At 65.8% G+C, this 19712-nt stretch carries 17 protein-coding genes and 1 pseudogene; 10 read left to right on the top strand and 8 right to left on the bottom strand.

The window, feature by feature from the left end:
* Nucleotides 1-36 precede the first annotated feature (36 nt).
* The 4 genes from A3862_RS15650 to A3862_RS15635 all read left to right on the top strand — a co-directional run bounded on the left by A3862_RS15650 (nucleotide 37) and on the right by A3862_RS15635 (nucleotide 4207).
* Nucleotides 37-1212 (top strand): MSMEG_0565 family glycosyltransferase, encoded by a 1176-nt coding sequence (locus A3862_RS15650; protein ID WP_111473719.1) that lies wholly within the window; start codon nucleotides 37-39, stop codon nucleotides 1210-1212.
* Nucleotides 1205-1486, top strand: a complete 282-nt coding sequence (locus A3862_RS15645) for an MSMEG_0570 family nitrogen starvation response protein (RefSeq protein ID WP_043378887.1) — start codon at nucleotides 1205-1207, stop codon at nucleotides 1484-1486. The genes A3862_RS15650 and A3862_RS15645 overlap by 8 nt, the downstream gene beginning before the upstream one ends.
* Before the next feature lie 37 nt (nucleotides 1487-1523).
* Nucleotides 1524-2792, top strand: coding sequence for an MSMEG_0569 family flavin-dependent oxidoreductase (locus A3862_RS15640; protein WP_111473718.1), 1269 nt, complete (start codon nucleotides 1524-1526; stop codon nucleotides 2790-2792).
* A 401-nt stretch (nucleotides 2793-3193) separates the two neighbouring features.
* Complete coding sequence (locus A3862_RS15635) at nucleotides 3194-4207, top strand: transporter (RefSeq protein ID WP_111473717.1); 1014 nt, start codon at nucleotides 3194-3196, stop codon at nucleotides 4205-4207.
* Nucleotides 4208-4674: 467 nt separating this feature from the next.
* Here the strand turns inward: A3862_RS15635 and A3862_RS15630 are convergent, their stop codons facing one another.
* Both A3862_RS15630 and A3862_RS15625 read right to left on the bottom strand, forming a co-directional pair.
* Nucleotides 4675-7206: an arylsulfatase gene (locus tag A3862_RS15630; RefSeq protein WP_111473716.1), complete on the bottom strand. Its 2532-nt coding sequence runs from the start codon at nucleotides 7204-7206 to the stop codon at nucleotides 4675-4677.
* Entirely contained in the window at nucleotides 7203-8210 is a 1008-nt protein-coding gene (locus A3862_RS15625) for a formylglycine-generating enzyme family protein (RefSeq protein WP_111473715.1), read from the bottom strand. The genes A3862_RS15630 and A3862_RS15625 overlap by 4 nt, the downstream gene beginning before the upstream one ends.
* A 456-nt stretch (nucleotides 8211-8666) precedes the next feature.
* Between A3862_RS15625 and A3862_RS15620 the strand changes: the two genes are divergently transcribed.
* Both A3862_RS15620 and A3862_RS15615 read left to right on the top strand, forming a co-directional pair.
* The gene (locus tag A3862_RS15620) at nucleotides 8667-9302 is read left to right on the top strand and encodes a DUF938 domain-containing protein (RefSeq protein ID WP_111473714.1); all 636 of its coding nucleotides are present in this window, start codon (nucleotides 8667-8669) and stop codon (nucleotides 9300-9302) included.
* A gap of 26 nt (nucleotides 9303-9328) precedes the next feature.
* Nucleotides 9329-10027 (top strand): SDR family NAD(P)-dependent oxidoreductase, encoded by a 699-nt coding sequence (locus A3862_RS15615; protein WP_236961299.1) that lies wholly within the window; start codon nucleotides 9329-9331, stop codon nucleotides 10025-10027.
* 253 nt (nucleotides 10028-10280) lie between these two features.
* Here A3862_RS15615 and A3862_RS15610 read toward each other — a convergent pair whose 3' ends face one another.
* Both A3862_RS15610 and A3862_RS15605 read right to left on the bottom strand, forming a co-directional pair.
* Complete coding sequence (locus tag A3862_RS15610) at nucleotides 10281-11711, bottom strand: 8'-apo-carotenoid 13,14-cleaving dioxygenase (RefSeq protein ID WP_111473712.1); 1431 nt, start codon at nucleotides 11709-11711, stop codon at nucleotides 10281-10283.
* A gap of 99 nt (nucleotides 11712-11810) precedes the next feature.
* Nucleotides 11811-12446, bottom strand: coding sequence for an NAD(P)-dependent oxidoreductase (locus A3862_RS15605; RefSeq protein ID WP_043758601.1), 636 nt, complete (start codon nucleotides 12444-12446; stop codon nucleotides 11811-11813).
* Between the two features lie 213 nt (nucleotides 12447-12659).
* On the opposite strand from A3862_RS15605, the pseudogene A3862_RS15600 reads away from it, so the two are divergent.
* The 4 genes and pseudogenes from A3862_RS15600 to A3862_RS15585 all read left to right on the top strand — a co-directional run.
* Nucleotides 12660-13115 (top strand): annotated as a pseudogene (locus A3862_RS15600) (pirin family protein); the annotation flags it as partial.
* Nucleotides 13116-13407: 292 nt separating this feature from the next.
* Nucleotides 13408-14628: an oxalate/formate MFS antiporter gene (gene oxlT / locus A3862_RS15595; RefSeq protein WP_043347292.1), complete on the top strand. Its 1221-nt coding sequence runs from the start codon at nucleotides 13408-13410 to the stop codon at nucleotides 14626-14628.
* Nucleotides 14629-14915: 287 nt separating this feature from the next.
* Entirely contained in the window at nucleotides 14916-15617 is a 702-nt protein-coding gene (locus A3862_RS15590; protein WP_052083649.1) for a GntR family transcriptional regulator, read from the top strand.
* 27 nt (nucleotides 15618-15644) lie between these two features.
* A complete protein-coding gene (locus A3862_RS15585; protein ID WP_043347259.1) occupies nucleotides 15645-15827 on the top strand; it encodes a hypothetical protein in 183 nt (60 codons plus the stop codon).
* Between the two features lie 396 nt (nucleotides 15828-16223).
* On the opposite strand, the gene A3862_RS31535 is transcribed toward A3862_RS15585, so the two are convergent.
* The 4 genes from A3862_RS31535 to A3862_RS15570 form a co-directional block, all read right to left on the bottom strand.
* Nucleotides 16224-16361, bottom strand: coding sequence for a hypothetical protein (locus A3862_RS31535; RefSeq protein WP_164706370.1), 138 nt, complete (start codon nucleotides 16359-16361; stop codon nucleotides 16224-16226).
* Nucleotides 16362-16904: 543 nt separating this feature from the next.
* Nucleotides 16905-18071 carry a M24 family metallopeptidase gene (locus A3862_RS15580; protein ID WP_043758604.1) on the bottom strand — a complete coding sequence of 389 codons (1167 nt, stop codon included), beginning with the start codon at nucleotides 18069-18071 and terminating at the stop codon, nucleotides 16905-16907.
* Between the two features lie 26 nt (nucleotides 18072-18097).
* The gene (locus tag A3862_RS15575) at nucleotides 18098-18778 is read right to left on the bottom strand and encodes a GntR family transcriptional regulator (RefSeq protein ID WP_043347264.1); all 681 of its coding nucleotides are present in this window, start codon (nucleotides 18776-18778) and stop codon (nucleotides 18098-18100) included.
* 71 nt (nucleotides 18779-18849) lie between these two features.
* Nucleotides 18850-19647, bottom strand: a complete 798-nt coding sequence (locus A3862_RS15570; protein WP_111473711.1) for a transporter substrate-binding domain-containing protein — start codon at nucleotides 19645-19647, stop codon at nucleotides 18850-18852.
* Nucleotides 19648-19712: the final 65 nt, after the last annotated feature.

Below are 19712 nucleotides of genomic sequence, written 5' to 3'. Positions count from 1 at the left end.
GATCGGCTGCGGCCAGGACGACAAGGATGCCGTCCGATGACGGCCCTGCGCATCGCCGTCCTGACGCATTCCACCAATCCGCGGGGCGGGGTCGCGCATTGCCTCGCCCTGGCCGAGGCCCTGTGCGCGCTCGGGCATGAGGCCGTGGTCCACGCGCCAGATCCGTTCGGGCGCGGCTTCTTTCGCCCTGCCGCCTGCCCGATGGTCTCAGTGGCCGCAAGGCCGGTCGCCGGCACGACGGTCGACCTCGTCCGGGCTCGGATCGACGATTACCTGCGCCACTTCGCGTCCCCCGCCGCCTGTGACTTCGACGTCTTTCACGCCCATTGCGGCATCGGTGGCAATGCCCTCGCGACGCTCAAGCACCGCCGCTTGATCCCCGGCTTCGTCCGCACGGTCCATCACCTCGACAGCTTCTCCGACCCGGTGCTGGCGGATTGGCAGGATCGCTCGATTCGTGAGGCCACGCGCCTGCTCTGCGTCAGCCGCGCCTGGGCGGACCGGATCGCGGGCGATCTCGGTACGGAGATCCCCATCGTCGGGAACGGGGTGGACCTGTCGATCTACCGAGCGATGCCGACCGAAGCCGACGCGATCGTGCGGGCGCGCTGGGGCCTCGGTGGCGGGCCGATCGTCCTGAGCGTCGGCGGATTTGAGGAGCGCAAGAACACCACCGGGATCATCGAGGCCTTCGCGCTCCTGCGCAGACGCCACCCGCAGGCACAGCTCGTGGTCGTGGGCGGCGCATCGCTCCTCGATCATGCGTCCTACGGCGCCCGATGCCGCGCCGCACTCAGCGCCCACGGACTTGTGGTCGGGCCCGGCGAGGCGGTGATCAAGACCGGGCCGGTCTCTCAGGCGGAGATGCCGGCCTTCTATCGGACGGCGGACGTTCTCGCCTTCCCCTCCTGGAAAGAGGGCTTCGGCCTCTGCGTGCTGGAGGCGATGGCCTGCGGCCTTCCGGCGATCGTCTCCCGCCGGCCGCCCTTCACCGAGTATCTCCGGAGCGACGACGCCCTCTTCGTCGATCCTGGCGATCCGCGGGACATCGCCGACGCCATGACGGCCGCCCTGGCCCCGATGACCCGCGCCGGCCTGCACGCTGCCGGGTCCGCCCGGGCCGCCACCCACTCCTGGCGCGCCTGCGCCGAGCGTCACCTCGCGACCTACGCGGCCTGCGCCAGCGTCGAACGGGAGCCGATCCATGCCTGAGATGCATTTCCACATCCGCTGGCCCGATGGCCGGCGCGAGGCCTGCTACTCGCCCTCCCTCGTCGTGAAGGACTTCCTCGCCCCAGGCGAGAGCTATGCCCTCGACGACTTCGTCGAGAAGACCCGCACGGCCCTCAACATCGCGAGCGAGCGGGTGCGCGAGAGGTACGGCTTCGCCTGCTCGTCGGCGATGGCCCAACTCGCCCGGATCGAGGCCGCGGCGAAGCGGCAGGCCCCGGGCGGCCTCGTCACGGTCGAGACCTTCGAGCCTTGAACCAGAGCGTCCTTAGGAACATCCCGGAGTCAGAGCCATGACGTCCACGTCCCGTCACGTCCCTGTCGCCATCGTCGGTGGCGGCCAAGCCGGCCTCTCGGTCAGCTACCACCTGAAGCAGCGCGGCATCGAGCACCTCGTGTTCGAGAAGGAATCCGCGGCGCATACATGGTCCTCGCAGCGCTGGGACACGTTCTGCCTGGTCACGCCGAACTGGCAGTGTGACCTGCCGGGGCACCCCTACGATGGGCCGGATCCTCACGGGTTCATGAAGAAGGACGAGATCGTCGCCTACCTGAAGGGCTTCGTCGCCAAGGTGAACCCGCCGATCCGCGAGGGTGTCGCGGTCACACGGGTCGAACGCCGCGAAGATGGTCTTTTCTCGGTCCGGACCTCGGACGGCGACTACACGGCGAGCGAGGTCGTGGTCGCGTCGGGCGGATATCATACGCCGATCATCCCGCGTATGGCCGAGAAGCTGCCGGGTTCGGTCACGCAGATCCACTCGAACCAGTACCGCAACCCGGCGCAACTGCCCGCGGGCGCGGTTCTGGTGGTCGGCTCGGGCCAGTCCGGCGCCCAGATCGCCGAAGACCTTCATCTCGCCGGCCGCACGGTCCATCTCGCGGTCGGCGACGCGCCGCGCTGCGCCCGGTTCTACCGGGGCCGCGACGTCGTCACGTGGCTCGCCGACATGGGCTACTACGAGATGACGGTCGACAATCACCCGCTGCGCGACGGCGTCCGCGACAACACCAACCACTACGTGACCGGCCGCGACGGCGGGCGCGACATCGACCTGCGCCGCTTCGCCCGCGAGGGCATGAAGCTCTACGGCGCTTTGGACGACTACCACGACGGTACGCTGCGCTTCCGCGACAACCTCAAGCGCTCACTCGACGGGGCAGACCAGACGTACAACGGCATCAACGCGGCCATCGACAAGTACATCGCCGAGAACGACATCCTAGCTCCGGTTCAGCAGCCCTACACACCCGTTTGGGAGCCGGGTGAGCCCGTCACCGGCCTTATCCTTGCGGGCTCCGGCATCACGTCGATCATCTGGTGCATCGGCTTCTCGCCGGATTTCCGGTGGCTCGATGCGTCCGTCTTCAACGGCGCAGGAAGCCCCAAGCACAAGCGCGGGGTGACGAAGGAGGACGGTGTCTACTTCATCGGCCTGCCCTGGCTGCACACCTGGGGCTCGGGCCGCTTCGGCGCGGTCGGCCGCGATGCCGAGTTCGTCGCGCAAGCCATCCAGAAGCGCCTCGGTACCGAGCGGTTCGCTCTGAAATTCGCCGTGTAGCTATCCACCCCATCCACTTTCCGACAGTCGGTGCGATGACGCGCGGACATTGCTGCATCCCGGCTTGTAAGTCTTAGTCGCGCCACGTCCAGAGATTCGTCTTGAAATCGCCAGGGCCGGGATTCGCGTAGGCGGCTCGAAGGGAAGACGTTTCACGTCGGTCGATGCCTGTGTTCCTGCAAACGAAGCATCCTGGCCCGATCGGCCACCCGGATCCGAATCGCGCACATCGGGCGATCATTTTATATCGACCTGCGGGATGATAGATTTTGCATCCGTCTCGCCCCAGGAAAATAAATAATGTCGCGACGAGCGGGGCGCCAGCATCCTAGCTTGGCCATTGCCACTGCATTCGATTTGTGAGACCCTTCAGCAACGTCGAATATACCGAGAGCGTTGCGATGCGCAGGGCTTGGCGAATATTTTATTTGGCCATCGCCTGCGCCGCGGGGCTCGTTGCTTCGCCGGATGCACAGGCGGCGGAATATGCGCAAGGCATCTACGTTCTCGGCAACCGCGGCCCCCTCGCGGGCGTGACACCGCCGCCGGGCTTCTACTTCGAGAGCGAGACATACTACTATTCCGGCAATTTCGGCGGAAACCGCCTCTTCCAGGGCGGCGGCGTCATCGCCGCCAACATCAAGAACGACACGAGCGCGAACTTCGTTACGCCGATCTGGGTCACGCCGTTCGAGATCCTGGGCGGCAATCTCGGCTTTTCCATCACTATTCCGTTCGGCACGCCCAACGTCAGTGCCGGGGCCGTCCTCGCTTCGCCGCGCATTGACCGCATCATTGCCGGCCGCGAGCGGGATGCCAACTTTACCGTCGGCGACATCTATCTCGCCTCATTCGTAGGCTGGCATTCCGGCAACTTCCACTGGAGCGGCACGCTCCTCGGCGTCGTCCCGTCCGGCAGTTTCGAGAACGGCCAGCTCTCCAATATCGCACTCAATCGCCCGGCGATCGATCTCAGCGCCGCGCTCACTTACCTCGATCCGCTTCTCGGCTACGAGCTCTCGGTCGTGCCGGGCATCACATTCAATTGGATCAATCCAGCGACGCAATACCTCACTGGCACGGAGTTCCATCTGGAATGGGCGGCTTCGAAGTACCTGAGCAAGGAACTGTCGGTCGGCCTCGTTGGCTACTATTACAACCAGCTCACCGGCGACAGCGGTTCGGGCGACAGGATCGGCTCGTTCAAAGGTCGAGTCACGTCGCTCGGTGCCCAGATTGGCTACACCTTCAAGCTGGGCGAAATCCCGGTCTCGACGAATGTGCGCTTCTTCCGCGAGTTCGATGTCAAGAACCGCTTCGCCGGCACGGCAACGTACCTGACGATCTCTGCGCCACTCTGGGTCGCTCCGGCACAGCAGCTGGCGGACCATAAGCCGCTCGTGACGAAGCTCTGACGTCGGTTACGGATTATCTCTGCCCAAGAACGCGGCCACACGGGCTAGCCTCACATCCGAGGTCGATTTGGCCAAGTGGGACGGTGAGGGGTCAGACACCGGGCGTCGTCATCGGCCGATGGGGTGAACGCGGATGTGCGGTGCAGATCGGCTTGTTCTCCAAGCATGCAGTCTGCTTGGCGCCTCCCGGACCGCGCCAGAACACGACCGGCGACAAGCCAAAGCTGCGTGGACGCCTGCAGCCTACGGACTTCCCGCGCGGGAGCAGCGTGCATCGCTGGCCACTGCGCTGAAGGACAACGTCCCTGAACGCCGATCGCAGCCCGGCCTATATCTGCGCCGATCGCCTCCAGGGAGGAATGACTCATGCCCTGCAAGGCCGCACCATTGGCTTCTTCAAGGGCGGGCAGATTGTGAGAAGGCCTGCAGCGCGTTTGATGCCGCCGCAGGCAGAGCTTGCAGATCGTTCATCCGCGCTTTTGCGCCTGCGATTGAAAATCGCGGAGCGCTTCAGGTGTCACGCTCGACTCCCCGAGATCCACAATGATCCGATTCAGCTTGCCGGTGAAGTTGAACGGAACCTGATAGTCAGAGTCATCGACAGGCGTACCGGTATCGAGACCGACATCCAGGGTTTCATCCCAGGCAAAGGTGAAGGGCAGCGTACGCGGCAGGGAACGCCGTGCCACTTCCTGGCCGTCGACGGAAAGCGTACCCGACCCGCCTCGCGAGAACGGGCCGCCGTTCGCGTCCATCTGCCAGTCGAAGACAAGGGTGTGCCGACCGGGCGACAGCGCGACCGCGGCTTCCCATTTCGGTCGCTCCATGCCCAGCAGGTTCATTGTAAACACAGGCTTGCCCTCGCGCAGGTACAGGCCCCAGCCGGCAAAGCGGCCGCCTTGGGTAATCAGCATCCCGTTGGCCCCGCCCTGCGGCACCTCAATTTCGGCCGAAATTCGATATGAGCGATTGAGGATATTGGGCGCCGAATTCGCCTGAATGCCGAAGACCGGCGCTGTATAGATGAATTGCTTGCGGCCGGCGGCCGGGCCCGGTCGTGGCGTGATCATACCCGTGATCACCGAATTGTTTACAGGGAGCACTTGATAGCGGGTCGCTTCCACAAGCCAGAGCTCCTGCATGACACGCAGTCGCTCAGGCTCCTGTCTCGCAAGATCGTTCAACTCTGTGGGATCCTGCGCGAGATTGTACAGCTCCCAATTGTAGCCGTTGATCGCATCATCGGGAACCGGGGCGCCCGGATTCCACGGCGTGGCTATGGGTGTCGTGCACGCGACCCATCCGTCGTGGTAGATCGCGCGGTTGCCGAAGATTTCGAAATACTGGGTCTTGCGATGGGACGGCGCATCCGCGTTGGGCTTGTCCCAGGTGTACACAACACTGGTGCCTTCCACCGGCGCTTGTGCAATCCCGTTCACCATGGTGGGAGGTGGAATGCCGATCGCTTCGAGCAGCGTTGGCACGATATCGATCACGTGGTGAAACTGCATTCGTATTCCGCCCATGTCGGCGATACGCTTTGGCCAGGAGATTGCCATACCATTGCGTGTGCCGCCGAAGTGCGACGCCACCTGTTTGGTCCAGCGATAAGGCGTATTGAATGCGAACGTCCATGGCACGGCCATGTGATTATAGGTGCGGTCGCTGCCCCAGGCCTCGATCAGCGGCAACTGCTGCTCGACCGTGAATGACTGAAGATTGAAATAGGCGACCTCATTCGGCGTGCCGTTCATGGAGCCTTCGGCACTGCTGCCGTTATCGCCGCTGATGTAGATGATCAGCGTATTGTCGAATTGTCCGAGATCTTCGACCGCCTGGATCACGCGGCCGATCTCGTGGTCGGTGTAGGCGAGATAGGCCGCATAGACCTCCACCTGCCGCGTGAAGAGCCTCTTCTCGTCGATCGTCAGGCTATCCCACCGCTTCAGGAAATCCGGCCACGGCGGCAATTGCGCGTTCGCCGGAATCACGCCCAGCGTCTTCTGATTGTCGAAGATCTGACGGGCAAGCGTTTCCCAACCGGCGTCGAACTTGCCCTTGAACGTCTCGATCCAGTCTTTCGGCGGCTGGTGCGGCGCGTGCGTGCCGCCTGGCGCGTAGTGGATGAACCAGGGACGGTTGGGCGTGACCGCCGCAAGCGTCCTGATGTGGCTGATGGCATCGTCGGCCATCGCGGTCCCGAGATTCCAATCCTTCCGTCCGACGTAAGGATGGATCGGTGTTGTGTTGCGGAAGAGGTTGCCCGGCTGCCATTGGCTCGTATCGCCGCCGACGAACCCGAAGAAATAGTCGAAGCCCATGCCGACAGGCCAATTGCCGAACGGGCCGACGGGATTGGCTTCCCACGCAGGGATATTGTGGTTCTTTCCGAACCAGGCTGTGGAATAACCGTTCAGACGCAGCGTCTGCGCCACCGTGGCTTTCTCCGGCGGAATAATCGAGTTGTATCCGGGAAAGCCCGAAGACATTTCCGAGATATTTCCGGTCCCTGCCGAGTGATGGTTGCGGCCCGTGAGCATGGCTGCACGCGTGGGCGAGCAAAGGGCCGTGGTGTGGAAGGCCGTGTATCGAAGACCGGCCGCAGCGATCTTGTCGAGCGCGGGGGTCGGGATGAGGCCGCCGAAGGTCGACGGCGCGCCGAAACCGACGTCGTCGGTCAGGATCAGAAGTACATTGGGCGCGCCCTCCGGGGCAGCAACCGCGGGCGGCCAAGCGGCAACGCTATCCTTTGCCGTCGGCATGATCGTGCCGCTGAATTGCGGCGTTGGCGTCGGCAACACACGGCTGTTCGGGAACTCGACGGCATTCGGCGCCCCTGGGCTTCCACGGAGCTGCGCGTGGACAGCGGTTCCTGTCACAGCCAGAGCGGCCGTTCCGGAGAGCAGGGCACGGCGGGTTGGACGGAACGTTGCGCCTTCGGGGGGCGTCGGCAAATCAATATTCGGCGCTGTCTCAGAGGGCTCGCTTTTCTTGATCATCGCAGTCCTCCCGCTGAGGCCGATCGCGTTCGATGCCCGGATCTGACGACGCAACGAAAGCCAAGATGGCTCGTCGAAGTGTCGACTGCCTCGGCATGTCGCGCCGCCGGACGGTAGCGTTGGCAGTAGTTCGGCGAGCACAAGTGTGAACCGCCCTTGATCACCTTCCGGGGAATGTTGATCTCCGGCTGACCAGGGTCGTAGCTGCCTTCCACGCATCCGCCGCGCGGATTCATCGGGATACAGCAAGCCTTGGGCGCATCGCCCTCATGCCTTGGCGCGTACCAGTCGGTCGTCCACTCCCAGACATTGCCGATCATGTCGTGCAGGCCGTAGCCGTTGGGCGGGAACGCGGTCACCGGCGAGGTGCGCTCGTAGCCGTCCAGGGCGAGATTCTCGTGCGGGAAGGCGCCTTGCCAGGTATTGGCCATGTGCCGGCCGCCCGGCGTGAGCTTGTCGCCCCAGGCGAACTCGGCCCCGTCGAGACCGCCGCGCGCGGCGTATTCCCACTCAGCCTCGGTCGGAAGGACCTTGCCGGCCCAGGCTGCGTAGGCATCAGCGTCGGCGTAGGCGACGTGCACCACCGGGTGATCGTCAAGGCCGGCGATCGAGGAGCCCGGCCCGTAGGGCCGCCGCCAATGCACGCCGAATCTAAAGCGCCACCACGCGCTCCAATCGTGCAGTTCGACCGCGCCCCTGGGCGGCTTGAACACGAGTGAGCCGGGCTTCAGCATGTGCGGCAACGCGCCGGGGTAATCCTTCGGGTCGGGCCGGCGCTCGGCCATCGTCACGTAGCCGGTGGCGCGCACGAAGGTCCGGAAATCGGCATTGGTGACCGGCGTGCGGTCGATCCAGAAGCCGTCTATGCAGACTCGATGGACCGGGGCCTCTTCCGGATAGTGCCGGTCCGAACCCATCCGGAACGTCCCTCCAGGCACAAAGACCATGTCCGGCGAGGGATCTGACGACATGGCGAACCGGTGGAGGATGGGAGCTCTCGGCATCGCGCGCGCCTCAACGCGGACCAACGAGAATGCCTGCTGAAGGCGTGCAGCAACGTATCAAGTCTGCGCACGGCAGCTTGACCGAATGGGACAGGGGATCGGTTTCGGCTCGGAAGCGCACTGTCCCATCCGGCTAGATCTGATGGAAGTTTCCCTGAGCCTGCGCGCCACGGTCCGCACCCGTAGGCCGAGATACCGGATCTCCGGATACTCTTCGCTTCAGCCCCGATCGAAAGAGCCCCTTTCGACGGCCCGTTCAGGGGCGGCACAGGCCGATATGGGACGTCTGTCTAGCCCGCTGGGGCGCCCAAAAACCGCCGTTCGGATCTCGGCCCGATCCCGCAGGCTGCCTCGTGTTACGATAGCGGTTTCGAGTGCCGCGCGTGATCGGCGGAGAACGGGCGCGCCGTGCGGGTAAGCCGTGCGGCCCTTACGGAAAGGCGCTAAAGGCGCTCCATGTCAGACGCTCTGTTTTCGCCGGCCGTGGCGCGCAACGCCGGACCCATCGTCGAAGTCCTGAAGCGCGTCATGCCGCCCGACGGCCTCGTTCTCGAGATCGCAAGCGGGTCTGGTGAGCACGCCGTTCACTTCGCCAATGCGATGCCCGCGCTCGATTGGCAGCCCAGCGATGCAGACGAAGCGGCGCGCCGCAGCATCGGCGCCCATGCGCGGGCCTCGGGCCTGGCCAACATTCGTTCGCCGCTCGCGATCGATGCGGCCCGTCCGCCATGGCCGGTGGCGCGGGCCGATGCGCTCGTCGCGATCAACATGATCCATATCGCGCCCTGGGACGCCACCACCGGGTTGATGGCGGGCGCGGGCGCAACGCTTCCGGCGGGGGGCGTTCTCTATCTCTACGGTCCGTTCCGAGAGAATGGTGCCCACACCGCGCCGAGCAACACAGCGTTCGATGACAGCCTGCGAGCGAGGAACGCGTCCTGGGGTGTGCGTGACATCGAGGCCGTCGCGGCCGCCGCCGGGGCGCAGGGGCTACACCTTATCGAGCGCGTCGCGATGCCGGCCAACAATCTGAGCCTGATCTTCCGGAAGACAGGCCAATCCCCTGCGCCTGTCCGGGAGGCATCGCTTTGACCTCATCGACCTCGACAAGCGCAGTCGTGATCGGCGCTTCCGGCGGCATCGGCCAAGCCCTGGTCTCCCGACTCGCCGCGAGTGAGGCCTATGCGCCGATCTTCGCGCTCTCCCGCTCGCAGCCGTCAGTCCCGCGTGGCGTCCGCACCCACCCGATCGATCTGGGCGACGAGGCATCGATCGCGACGGCCGCGGCCAAGGTCGGTGAGGCCGGATCAGCCGGTCTGATCATCGTCGCGACCGGCATCCTCCATCAGGAGGGCGTCTTGCCCGAGAAGGCGCTCAAGGCGCTCGATCCCGCCGCCATGGCCGCCGTCCTTTCAATCAACACGATCGGCCCTGCGCTCGTCGCCAAGCATTTCGTGCCGTCGCTGGCGCGGGAGGGACGGTGCGTGTTCGCGGCGTTGTCGGCGCGGGTCGGATCCATCGAAGATAATCGGCTCGGGGGCTGGTACGCCTATCGCGCCTCGAAGGCGGCTTTGAACCAGATCCTACGGACCCTCTCGATCGAGGTGGCCCGCAGCCGACCGGACGCAATCGTCGTCGGCCTGCATCCGGGCACAGTCGCCTCCAACCTGTCGCGGCCCTTCCGGCCCGACCCGAGTGCCGAGGGTGTCTTTCAGCCCGATGAGAGTGCGGCTCATCTCCTGCGCGTGCTCGGCGACCTCGAAGTGAAGGATACCGGAGGCGTCTTCGCCTGGGACGGCACGCGTATCCCAGCCTAGGCGCGGCACCCGCTGGCGCGCGTCATACGGTTTATGCCGGGGGGATCGGCAGAGGCCAACGTCTGGTCTTCGCGTGGCCAGCATATTCGCATCCAGAATGCGCCCCTTTCGGTTTTGTGAGGCAAAGTCCTTCGGACCCTGAAGCGGCCGGGGTCCCTCGGTTGTCGTCGGCACTGTCTCGTCGGGGGACATGGACGCCGGCTCGCGCCGTCGGTCGGACCTGCAAGCCTTGCCTGTGTGCGGCCTGTCCGGCTCAGGGCATCGGAAACCAGTTTCCGTGGAAACCTGGCGGGATCCGGTGCCCGAGCCGGACAATCGCCATGGGGGGCGCCTCGAACGAGCGAGCATCGAGGATCGCAAAGTCCGTCGTTTCATGCGCCGTGTCGATCACGAAGCCCATCAGCCAGCCTTCGTCCTCACCAGCACCTTCGCTTGCAGGCACGAACACGAACTCGCCCGGGACGTGATGCTCGCCGAACGGGTGCACGCGGCGCTCACCCGTCTCAAGATCATGCTTGTAGAGCGTCGTCGCGCCGGCAAGCTGCGGATTGCCGTCTGCGGGTACGGACACCGTGTAGGCATACCGATATCTCTGTCCGAAGCGGCGCTCGTCGATGCGGGGAAACTCCTGCGCGGCCTGGTCGATCACGCGACGCTCGACGCGTTGCGTCGTGGGGTCCAGGGTCCAGCGCTCAAGCCGACCCAGCGTGTCGAGTTCGCCGCCCTCCGAGGCGAACATCGTCGGATAGGCGATCACGTCGAGGATCACGCGCCCATCCTCACCGTCGAAGGCGTTGACGGCATGGAAGACGAAGGACGGCTCGACGTCGCACCACACGATGTCGGTGGCGCGCCCGTGACGAGGAAGCAGCCCGACCCGGGCGCGGTGAGCGCTGTTCCAGCGAAACGGGAAGCGGTGGCCGGCGAGCACGGCCCGCATCGAGAAGGTGACGGGAAGGTCAAGCACGATCACGAAGCGTGCCGTGATCGCGCAGTCGTGGACGCAGGGACCGTGCTGGACCGCGATCGGTACGTCGCGGACCACCTTGCCGGTCGCCGAGACGACGACGTGGCGGATGGCGTCCCAGACACGCCCGTCATAGGCGATCGCGTGGGTCTCGCCGGTGATCGGATCGCGGTGCGGATGACCGGTGAAGGATCCAGCGAGCGTGCCCTCGAACGGATTGTAGCGTTGCGTCTCCAGGGTGTCGGAGAGTTCGACAGGGAAGCTGCCTGCTTCGACGACCGCGAAGGCGCGGCCCCCGATATCGACGACGTTGGTGTTGACGGTGTCGTTTGCGCCCCGACGCGGGCCGGGTGCGGCGGGCCGACCGAGGGCGGCGGCGGCCGTGCGCGAGCCGATCCACCGATTGCGGTACCACAAGGCTTTGCCATCCTTGATGGCGAGACCGTGCACCATGCCGTCGCCGAGAAACCAGTTGTGACCGCCCGACGCGGGCCGCACGGGGTTCGCGCCCATCTTGAGGTACCGACCGTCGAGCTGGGTCGGTATCGAGCCGATCACGGCGAGATCCTGCAGCGTCAGTTCCTCCCGCATCGGCTCGTGGATGCCGATCACGAAGGGGTTCGGAGTCTTTGGCAGCCGCGCCCGGTTGTAGGCAGCCACCAGTTCGACGCCGCCTTCGAGGACAGCGCGGACGGCGGATCGAATGGGATTTGGCATCGGGAGCAATCCCTTGGGTGCGTCATGGGCAGAGATGCCCTCATGTCGAGGGCGACCCGGCTCCGACGATGCGGAGCGGGTAAGTCTGCGACCTCCGGCCTACCGGACCAGGACGACGGCTTTCCGCTCGTGGGACGGATGGTCGATCTGGGCGACGATGTACCCTGCCACGTCGGCTCGAGAGATCAGGCCGTTTCGCCAGGACGCGGGCTCGGTCAGGACCTTGTAGCGGCCTGTCGCGGCGCCGGGCGTCAGGACGCCGGGCCTGACGAGCGTCCAATCGAGGCTGCTCCTGCGGATGCGCATCTCCTGCGCGTCCTTGTCGTCGTAGGCGCGTCCGAACACCAAACGGAATGGCAGTTGCTGGAGAAGTCCGATCGCATCCCGGCTGTCGCCCGCACCGAAACCGGTGACGGCGATCAGCCGTTTCACCCCGGCGGTCTCCATTGCGGGCACGAGAAGGTTGGTCGCTTCAGAGAACAAGCGGACGGGCCTGATGAGATCCCTGGTCGGTACGCCCAGCGCCTGCACCACGACATCCACGCCATCGAGGGCGGCGGCGACATCGGCCGCATTCACCGCGTCGCCCGTAAACCGTTCCAAGCTCGGATCCGACAGACCGATGCCGGCTGCGGACCGCGCGAAGGCGCGAACACGGTGCCCGGCCGCCAGAGCCGCCTTTGTGGTCTCCAGGCCGATGCCCTTGCTAGCGCCTATGACGAGAACATGTGCCATGCTTGGTTCCTCACCACCGTGGTGTTCGACAAGACCGCATGGCGGGAAGCCGCGCTATGTGGCCCCTTGACCGGGGCCTGTCGGGTCTGAGTGGCCCGAAGGGGGATCGCGCTTGTTCACAGGCCTTTGGCAACGATCGTGGGCGGCCGAACCAGACCGAGAGTATGACGCCATGAGCGGGAGCAAGCTCTGGAACCGCGTTGCCACAATGGGGTGGGCGTCGACGCGACCGAGACGCTCATCAGTCTCCGTGCAAGGGATCGCGGCGGCTTCGAGATTCGACGCGCCGTGCCGGCACCGGATCGCCGCACGGTCCCGCCATGCAGTGTCTTCCACCAAGCCGGCCCCGCCGCACGTCTGACGGGCCAGGGTATCGATGTCTGGCCGCATCCGCAGATCGCTCTCACCACCGTGACCGGCCTCTGCCGCGGCGACGTCCATCGCCGGACCCGCCCCGGGGCCGATCGAGTCATCCGTCCGAGCGCATTGGACTGGATGGTCGCGGGCCGCGGAGTCGCCCATTCGGAGCGCATTACGGCGACGGCGCGCGGCGGGCCGAACAGCCTGTTCGGGATCCGGACTGGGTTCGCTCTGCCGGAGAGCCACGAGGACGCGGCGTCGACCTTCGCGTGTCACGCTGACGAGCCGCCACCGCCGATCGGGATGCACGCGCAGAACCGACTTTTCATCCCGCGCTTTCTACAACAAAAAATGAATTATTTCGCTTGCCATATGATCCTGGCACACAGAATAATGCATGCCGCCAAGTCAATCTCGGAACCCGCGAGATGGTTCCGGCACGGGCAAGCAACCCGCCGACGTGCACGCCAATACTACAGCACGTCGCCGAATGTCAGCGCAGGGACGAGGGAGGAAGCTCATGGCCATGCCAGATGCCGTGCCGGGTACGGCAACGCCCAATACCAATCGATGGCTACAAATTGTGCTTGGCGTGATCTGCATGGTTGCAGCGGCCAACATCCAGTATGCGTGGACGCTGTTCGTCCCCGAGATTCAAAAGACCTTCAACTGGGACCGCGCCGCGATCCAGGTCGCCTTCACGATCTTCGTCGTCGTCCAGACCTGGCTGACACCGATCGAGGGGTACTTCATCGACAAGTACGGTCCCAGCCGCGTCGTCATGTTCGGCGGTCTGATGACGGGCCTGGCCTGGGTCATCAACTCCTACGCCACGAGCTTGAGCGGCTTCTATCTCGGCTCCGTGGCCGGCGGCATCGGCGTCGGCTGCGTCTACGCCACCTGCGTCAACAACGCGCTCAAGTGGTTCCCCGACAAGCGCGGCCTGGCGGTCGGCCTCACGGCGGGCGGCTACGGCGCCGGCTCCGCACTCACCATTCTGCCGATCGCCAAGATGATCGACGGCGGCAATTACGCCCAGGCCTTCTTCATCTTCGGTCTGATCCAGGGCGCGATCATCATGGCCGCCGCCATCGCCATGCGCGCGCCACTCAAGAACCAAGTGCCATTCTCCACCAAGGTTCTGCAGTCACGGCGCGACTACACGCTGGCCGAGGCGCTGCGCACCCCCGTCTTCTATGTGATGCTGCTGATGTTCACCTGCACGGTGACGGGCGGCCTGATGGCGGTGGCCCAGCTCGGCGTGATCGCGCAGGATCTCGGGGTGAAGAACTTCCAGGTCAACCTGTACTTCTTTGCCATGGCGGCGCTGCCCTTTGCGCTGATGCTCGACCGGATCATGAACGGCATCTCGCGCCCGCTCTTCGGCTTCATCTCGGACCGGATCGGACGGGAGAAGACCATGTTCATCGCGTTCGCGATGGAGGGTATCGGCATCGTGGCACTGGGCTATTTCGGTTCCAATCCGTGGGCCTTCGTCATCCTGTCCGGGGTGGTGTTCCTGGCCTGGGGCGAGGTCTACTCGCTGTTCAGCGCCACCGCTGCCGACACGTTCGGCTCCAAGCACATCGGCAAAATCTACGGCGTGCTCTACTGCGCCAAAGGCTTCGCGGCGCTGTTCGTGCCGGTGGGCAACCTGATCATGCAGGCGACCGGCACCTGGGCCACGGTCCTGTATACGGTGGCGAGCATGGACCTGATCGCCGCCTTGCTGGCGATCGCGGTGCTGCGGCCGATGCTCAAGCAGCACCACAAGGCAAACAACGACGCGGCGGCTCCCAAGCTGGCGCTGGCTCACGCCTGAACGTCGGGCTCGGCCACGCCGAGGCCCGGCGAAAGCCTCAAGGCCCCGGCTCCGGAATTCCGGAGCCGGGGTCGTGCTGACCGGCCAAGTTGCGGCATCCGCATGCTATCGCATCTCCGGGACGCATGCGCGTCGCAGACAGCCCGGAACACTCGGGCCTCCAGCCACCATCGCTTCAGGCACCGCTTTCCAGGTCCCCCATTTTGAAGCGGCCTCCCAGGTGCGCTCCGGCGCGTTCCTCGGATTTGATGCCAAGATCGATTTTTCGGCGCTCTCGGAGCTCGACTGTGCTGCAGCCACCTGAGACCTCTTTGGGTCTAATCTCGATCGGACAGACTGTGAGCCTGCGTGAGCAGGCCTACGACCGCATCAAGCGATCGATCCTCGCGATGGATATCTACGACGGATCGGCACAGATCCGGCTGAACGAACACCAGATTGCGCAAGATCTCGGCATCAGCCGAACGCCAGTCCGAGAAGCCCTAACGCTTCTGGAACGGGAGGGCTTCGTAAGCACGGTGCCACGCCGCGGACTCTTCGTGACGCGCAAGACCAAGCGCGAAGTCATCGAGATGATCAGGGTCTGGGCCGCGCTGGAGGGCTCGGCAGCTCATGCCGCCGCCACGCACGCCACGGACGCCGATCTCCGCGACCTGAGCAAAGTCTTCCAGGATTTCGATCCCTCGGCATTGCCTGTTCATTTGACCGCTTATGAGGAAGCCAACCTCGATTTTCACCAGATGATCATCCGTCTCGGCGGCTGTGGATTGATGGTCGAGATGACGACCAACCTGTTCATCCACATGCGGGCGGTTCGATCGGCCTTCCTCCATCGGTCGGGGCGGTATGAAGTCTCGATGCGCGAGCATGCCGCCATCATCACCGCGCTGCAGGAACGCGACGCCGATCAGGCTGCGGTCCTCGTTCGCGATCATGCACTTGGTTTGATCGCCCACGTCGAAGCACATTGGGCGTGGCCAGAAGAATAAGGGACATCTCTGACGGAGGATCGACCCATGCTACCGTCCGTTCAGACCACCGACCTGCTCGGCCTCGGCTTCCTGATCATCGGACTCGTCGGAGCGGGCGTTGCCAGCGCAAGCCGGTCGCCGCGTTTTGCAGAAGAGCCGCGTGAGGAACTCGCGGGCGGAGCGGTGCTTGTGGCGATCCTCGGGCTCGCCTTCGTGCTTGCCGAATGACAGACACAGCGCAAGCAGGATCGGCCTCTTCGCGTGCGGCAGCGAACCAGCCCAGTGCCTCCGACGGTCGATCGGTCCGCTCCCGATGCGTCTGGAGGGCCTTCCGGCGTCTGCGGAGTGAGATGTCCGTCACACCACTTCCGGGACAGACATGCCCTGAAGCGGACGGCGTCTCCGCGCCTCCTGTGGAGACCAACGGTGCTTCGTCGGGGACAAACGCGAACGGCCAGGATCGAGGCGGCTTCCGTGCACGGGCAGCCTCTCGTCCGTTGACGCCCCGGGCATTCGCTGAGGTGGTCACGCAGGCGGGCGAATGAATCCCGGAGCCTCACCTGCCGGCCGAACCGAACTCCGGGACATCCTCAAGCGAGGCCGCGTGACGCGGCCCGTCATGGCTCAGGCCAGGGTCGGGACCGGGCCGGTGAAGCCCGCGGCCGGCTTGTCGCCGTCGAAGTGATTGGCGAGCGCGACCACGACTGCGAAGTTGGCGATGGCGGCAACGGGGAGGAAAGCGAGAGCGGCGAGCAAGGTCATCGGCGGCGTCCTGTTGTGCGGTGCGCAAGAAGCGATATCGCACTGCACGCCTTGTCTGGTATGCCACATACCTCAAACCCGATATGCAGAGATTGCATGAGCAGATCGGGATGAGGGGCGTCTGCCGAGTGCCGTCATGCGAAGCGTCAAGTCGGGGTGACGCAAAGGCGGCCTGTCGAGGCGACAACAGGGGCTCTATTCGCGTTGCGATAACTCGATCATCTGCTTTCATTCCCGCCTCACTTGGCGGTCAGTCGCATCACTGTGAAAGTATAACACGCGGGCTTTTCGTACCAATCTACCCCAAGTCGACGTTGCGGAACGGCCGACGGACAGCCGATTTCGGGATCTGTTCGCGGTAGTCTGCGCGGCCGGCATGGATTGATAGGAGGTTGCCCGCCTTTTCGACCGGTCTTCTCCGAAGCGGCCGTTACACGTTCGGCCAGCCTACGCCATGCTGGATCAGGGTCAGTTCGGTCGCTGACGCTGCAGACGGTCCGACCTCACGTTATGCCCCTACAGAAAGCGATGATGGGGTGAGCCTCACCGCAGCGACAGGGTGCGGGGGAGGTCGGACAGGGGCTCGACCCCTTTGGCGGTGACGATCACGGTCTCCGAGGCGCCGACCGTCCAGGCGCCGTAAGAGCGCAGGGTCGCCGGCAGGTGGAAAACCATGCCGGGCTCGATGGGCCGGTCCTGTCCGGTGAAGAGCGAGAGCAGGCCGCCCTCCCCCCAGTCCGGGGCGAAGGCGACACCCATGGAGTAGCCGATCCGCTTGCGGAAGGCCGGGCCGTAGCCCGCCGCATCGATGATGGCCTGTGCCGCCGCGTGCGGGGCGGCGCAGGGATGGCCGGGGCGGATCGCCGCGAGCGCCGCGTCGAGGGCGCGCAGGGCGCAATCCATCATCCGCAACGCCTCGGCCGGCGGCGGACCGATCCAGACGGTGCGCATCAGCGCTGCGTGGTACCGGGCGTGACTGCCGGCGAGTTCCAGGAAGACGGCGTCGCCCGGCTCCAGCCTGCGGCGCCGCCACGTCATGTGCGGCAGCCCGCTGCGCGGGCCCGACGCGACCAGGGGCTCCATCGCCACGGCTTCGGACCCGGCTGCGATCGCGGCCCCCAGCATGGCGGCGGCGACGGCATTCTCGTCAGTGCCAACCGCGCAGGCGTCGAGTCCTGCGGCGAGCCCGGCCTGCGCGTATCGGGCGGCGGCCCGAATCGCCTCCAGCTCAGCCGCCGACTTCACCGCCCGCAAGGGGGCGAGGAGGCCGGAGCCGTCGGGCAGCGGCCCACTTCCGAGCGCGGCATCGATCCGCCCCGCGAGCAAGGGCGAGACGAACCAGCCGTCCCGCTCCAGGGCCGGCCGGGTGAGTCCGCGCCCGCGCACGAGGGCCGCCAGGGCCTCGGCCGGGTCGGCGCCGTCCGGATAGGCCTGGATGTCGTCGAGCCAAGTGTTGGCGGCCGCGCCCGGCAGTTCGAGCTGCCGGACCAGGAGGGCCGGGTTCCCCTCCACCGGTACGAGGAGGGCCTGGAAGGCGAAGTAGCCCGCCGTCTGGCGGCCGGTCAGCCAGAAGATCGTCTCCGGGCCGGTCACCACGAGGGCGTCGTGGCCGGCCGCCGCGATGGCGGCCCGGGCCGCCGCCTGCCGGGCGGCGAACTCCGCCTCCGGAAAGGCCGCCTCGCGGCCGCGCAGGCCTGTGAATTCGTGCATCGCGCCACCCTCGCCCCAAACTCCGCTCAGACTTCGCTCAGGCGACGGATGATGCCCTGCTTGAAATTCTCGAGATGGGCCGCGATGGCGTCCGCCGCCGCCGCCGCGTCCTTCGCCCGCAGGGCGGCGACCACCGCGAGGTGCTCGCGATGGACCGCCTCGAACCGCTCAGGCATCCGGCTCAGGTTGAACATCTGCGTCTTGAGCCGCAGATCCTTGATCGTCTTGGCGAGGATCGCGTTGTGGCTGTGATCCGCGATCAGGTCGTGGAAGCGCCGGTCGACCTCCCAGTTGCCCGGCGCGTCCGGGTCGCCCGCCGTCAGCAGCGCCTCCATCTGCCGCTGCAGATCCGCCAGCACCGCGTCGGCGATCCGGCCGGTGGCCAGCATGACGCTCTCCCGCTCCAGCAGACGGCGGACATGCAGGATCTCCACCAGTTCGCGCAGGGAGAATTCCTTGACCACGAGCATCCCCCCGGGCTGCCGTTCGATCAGCCCCTCGGTCTCCAGCCGTGACATCGCCTCGCGGGTCGGGGTCCGGGAGATGTCGAGCATCTCGGCGAGGCGGCGCTCGTGCAGCACGGTGCCGGCCGGAAGGTCGCGGCGGACGAGCATGTCGAGCAGCCGGTCGTAGGCCATCTGGCCGAGGCTCTGCTCGCGCCGGGCATTGAGCGCCGTCGTGTACGACGCGGCGTCGAGGGTTTTCATCGTGTCCTCCCGGAGCAGCCGGCCAGGCTGCTCCCCGTTTTCTTCTTCTCCGGCGCCGGCCTCGCGCCCGCCTACATGGCGGGCGTGCGGATCGGCGCCTTCGGGGCCGGGTCATAGCCGATCAACGGCGTGATGAGCTTGGCGTAGGTACCGTCGGCGACCATCTCGGCCAGGGCCTTGTTGACCGCGGCGTGCAGGTTCGGCTTGCCCTTCTTGATGGCGAAGCCCTTCTGGACCGTGCTGAGCGGGGTCTCGATCATCACCAGGGGGAGCTTGCGCGCCTTGATGGCGTAGTTGCCGGCCACCGCATCGTTGATCACCGCGTCGATGTTGCCGCCGACGAGGTCCTGCATGGCGTCCGCGGCGGTCTTGTAGCTTTTTAGGGTGGCGCCGTGCTCCTCGGCGAGCTTGCCGAAGGTCGAGGCCGAGAGCGCGCCGACATTGCGGCCCTTGAGATCCTCCGGCCCCTTGATGCCGGTATCCTTGCGGGTGACGATCCGCGCGCCGGATTCGAGCCAGCCGTCCGCGAAAGCGACCTGCTTCTGCCGGGTGGGAGTGATGTCCATCGATTCGCTGGTGATGTCGTACTGATCGGCCATCAGGCCCACCAGCAGGGCGTCGAACTTGATGTTGACCGGACTGTACGCGAGCCCGAGCCGGCGGCAGACTTCGCGCATCACCCGGACTTCCAGCCCGTCGAGCTCGCCGCTCGGGGTGCGCATGCTGAACGGCGCGAAGGTGCTGTCCGTCGCCACGATCAGCTTGCCGGGCTCAATCAGCTCCAGCTTGCCTTCGGCCGCGCGGGTCACGGGGGCGGCGAGAAGTCCCGCGCAGAGGGCGGCGAGGGCGAGGACGTGGCGACGGTTCATGGTGATCTCCGGTCTCGAGACGGGGCGGGAAGTGTCGGCCGCGGCCCGTCCCGCGGCGGGGGAGG

This window comes from Methylobacterium sp. XJLW, from assembly GCF_003254375.1.
Classification (GTDB): domain Bacteria; phylum Pseudomonadota; class Alphaproteobacteria; order Rhizobiales; family Beijerinckiaceae; genus Methylobacterium; species Methylobacterium fujisawaense.
Note: the sequence above shows the minus strand (reverse complement) of the source record. Positions and strands in the feature narration are given on the sequence as shown.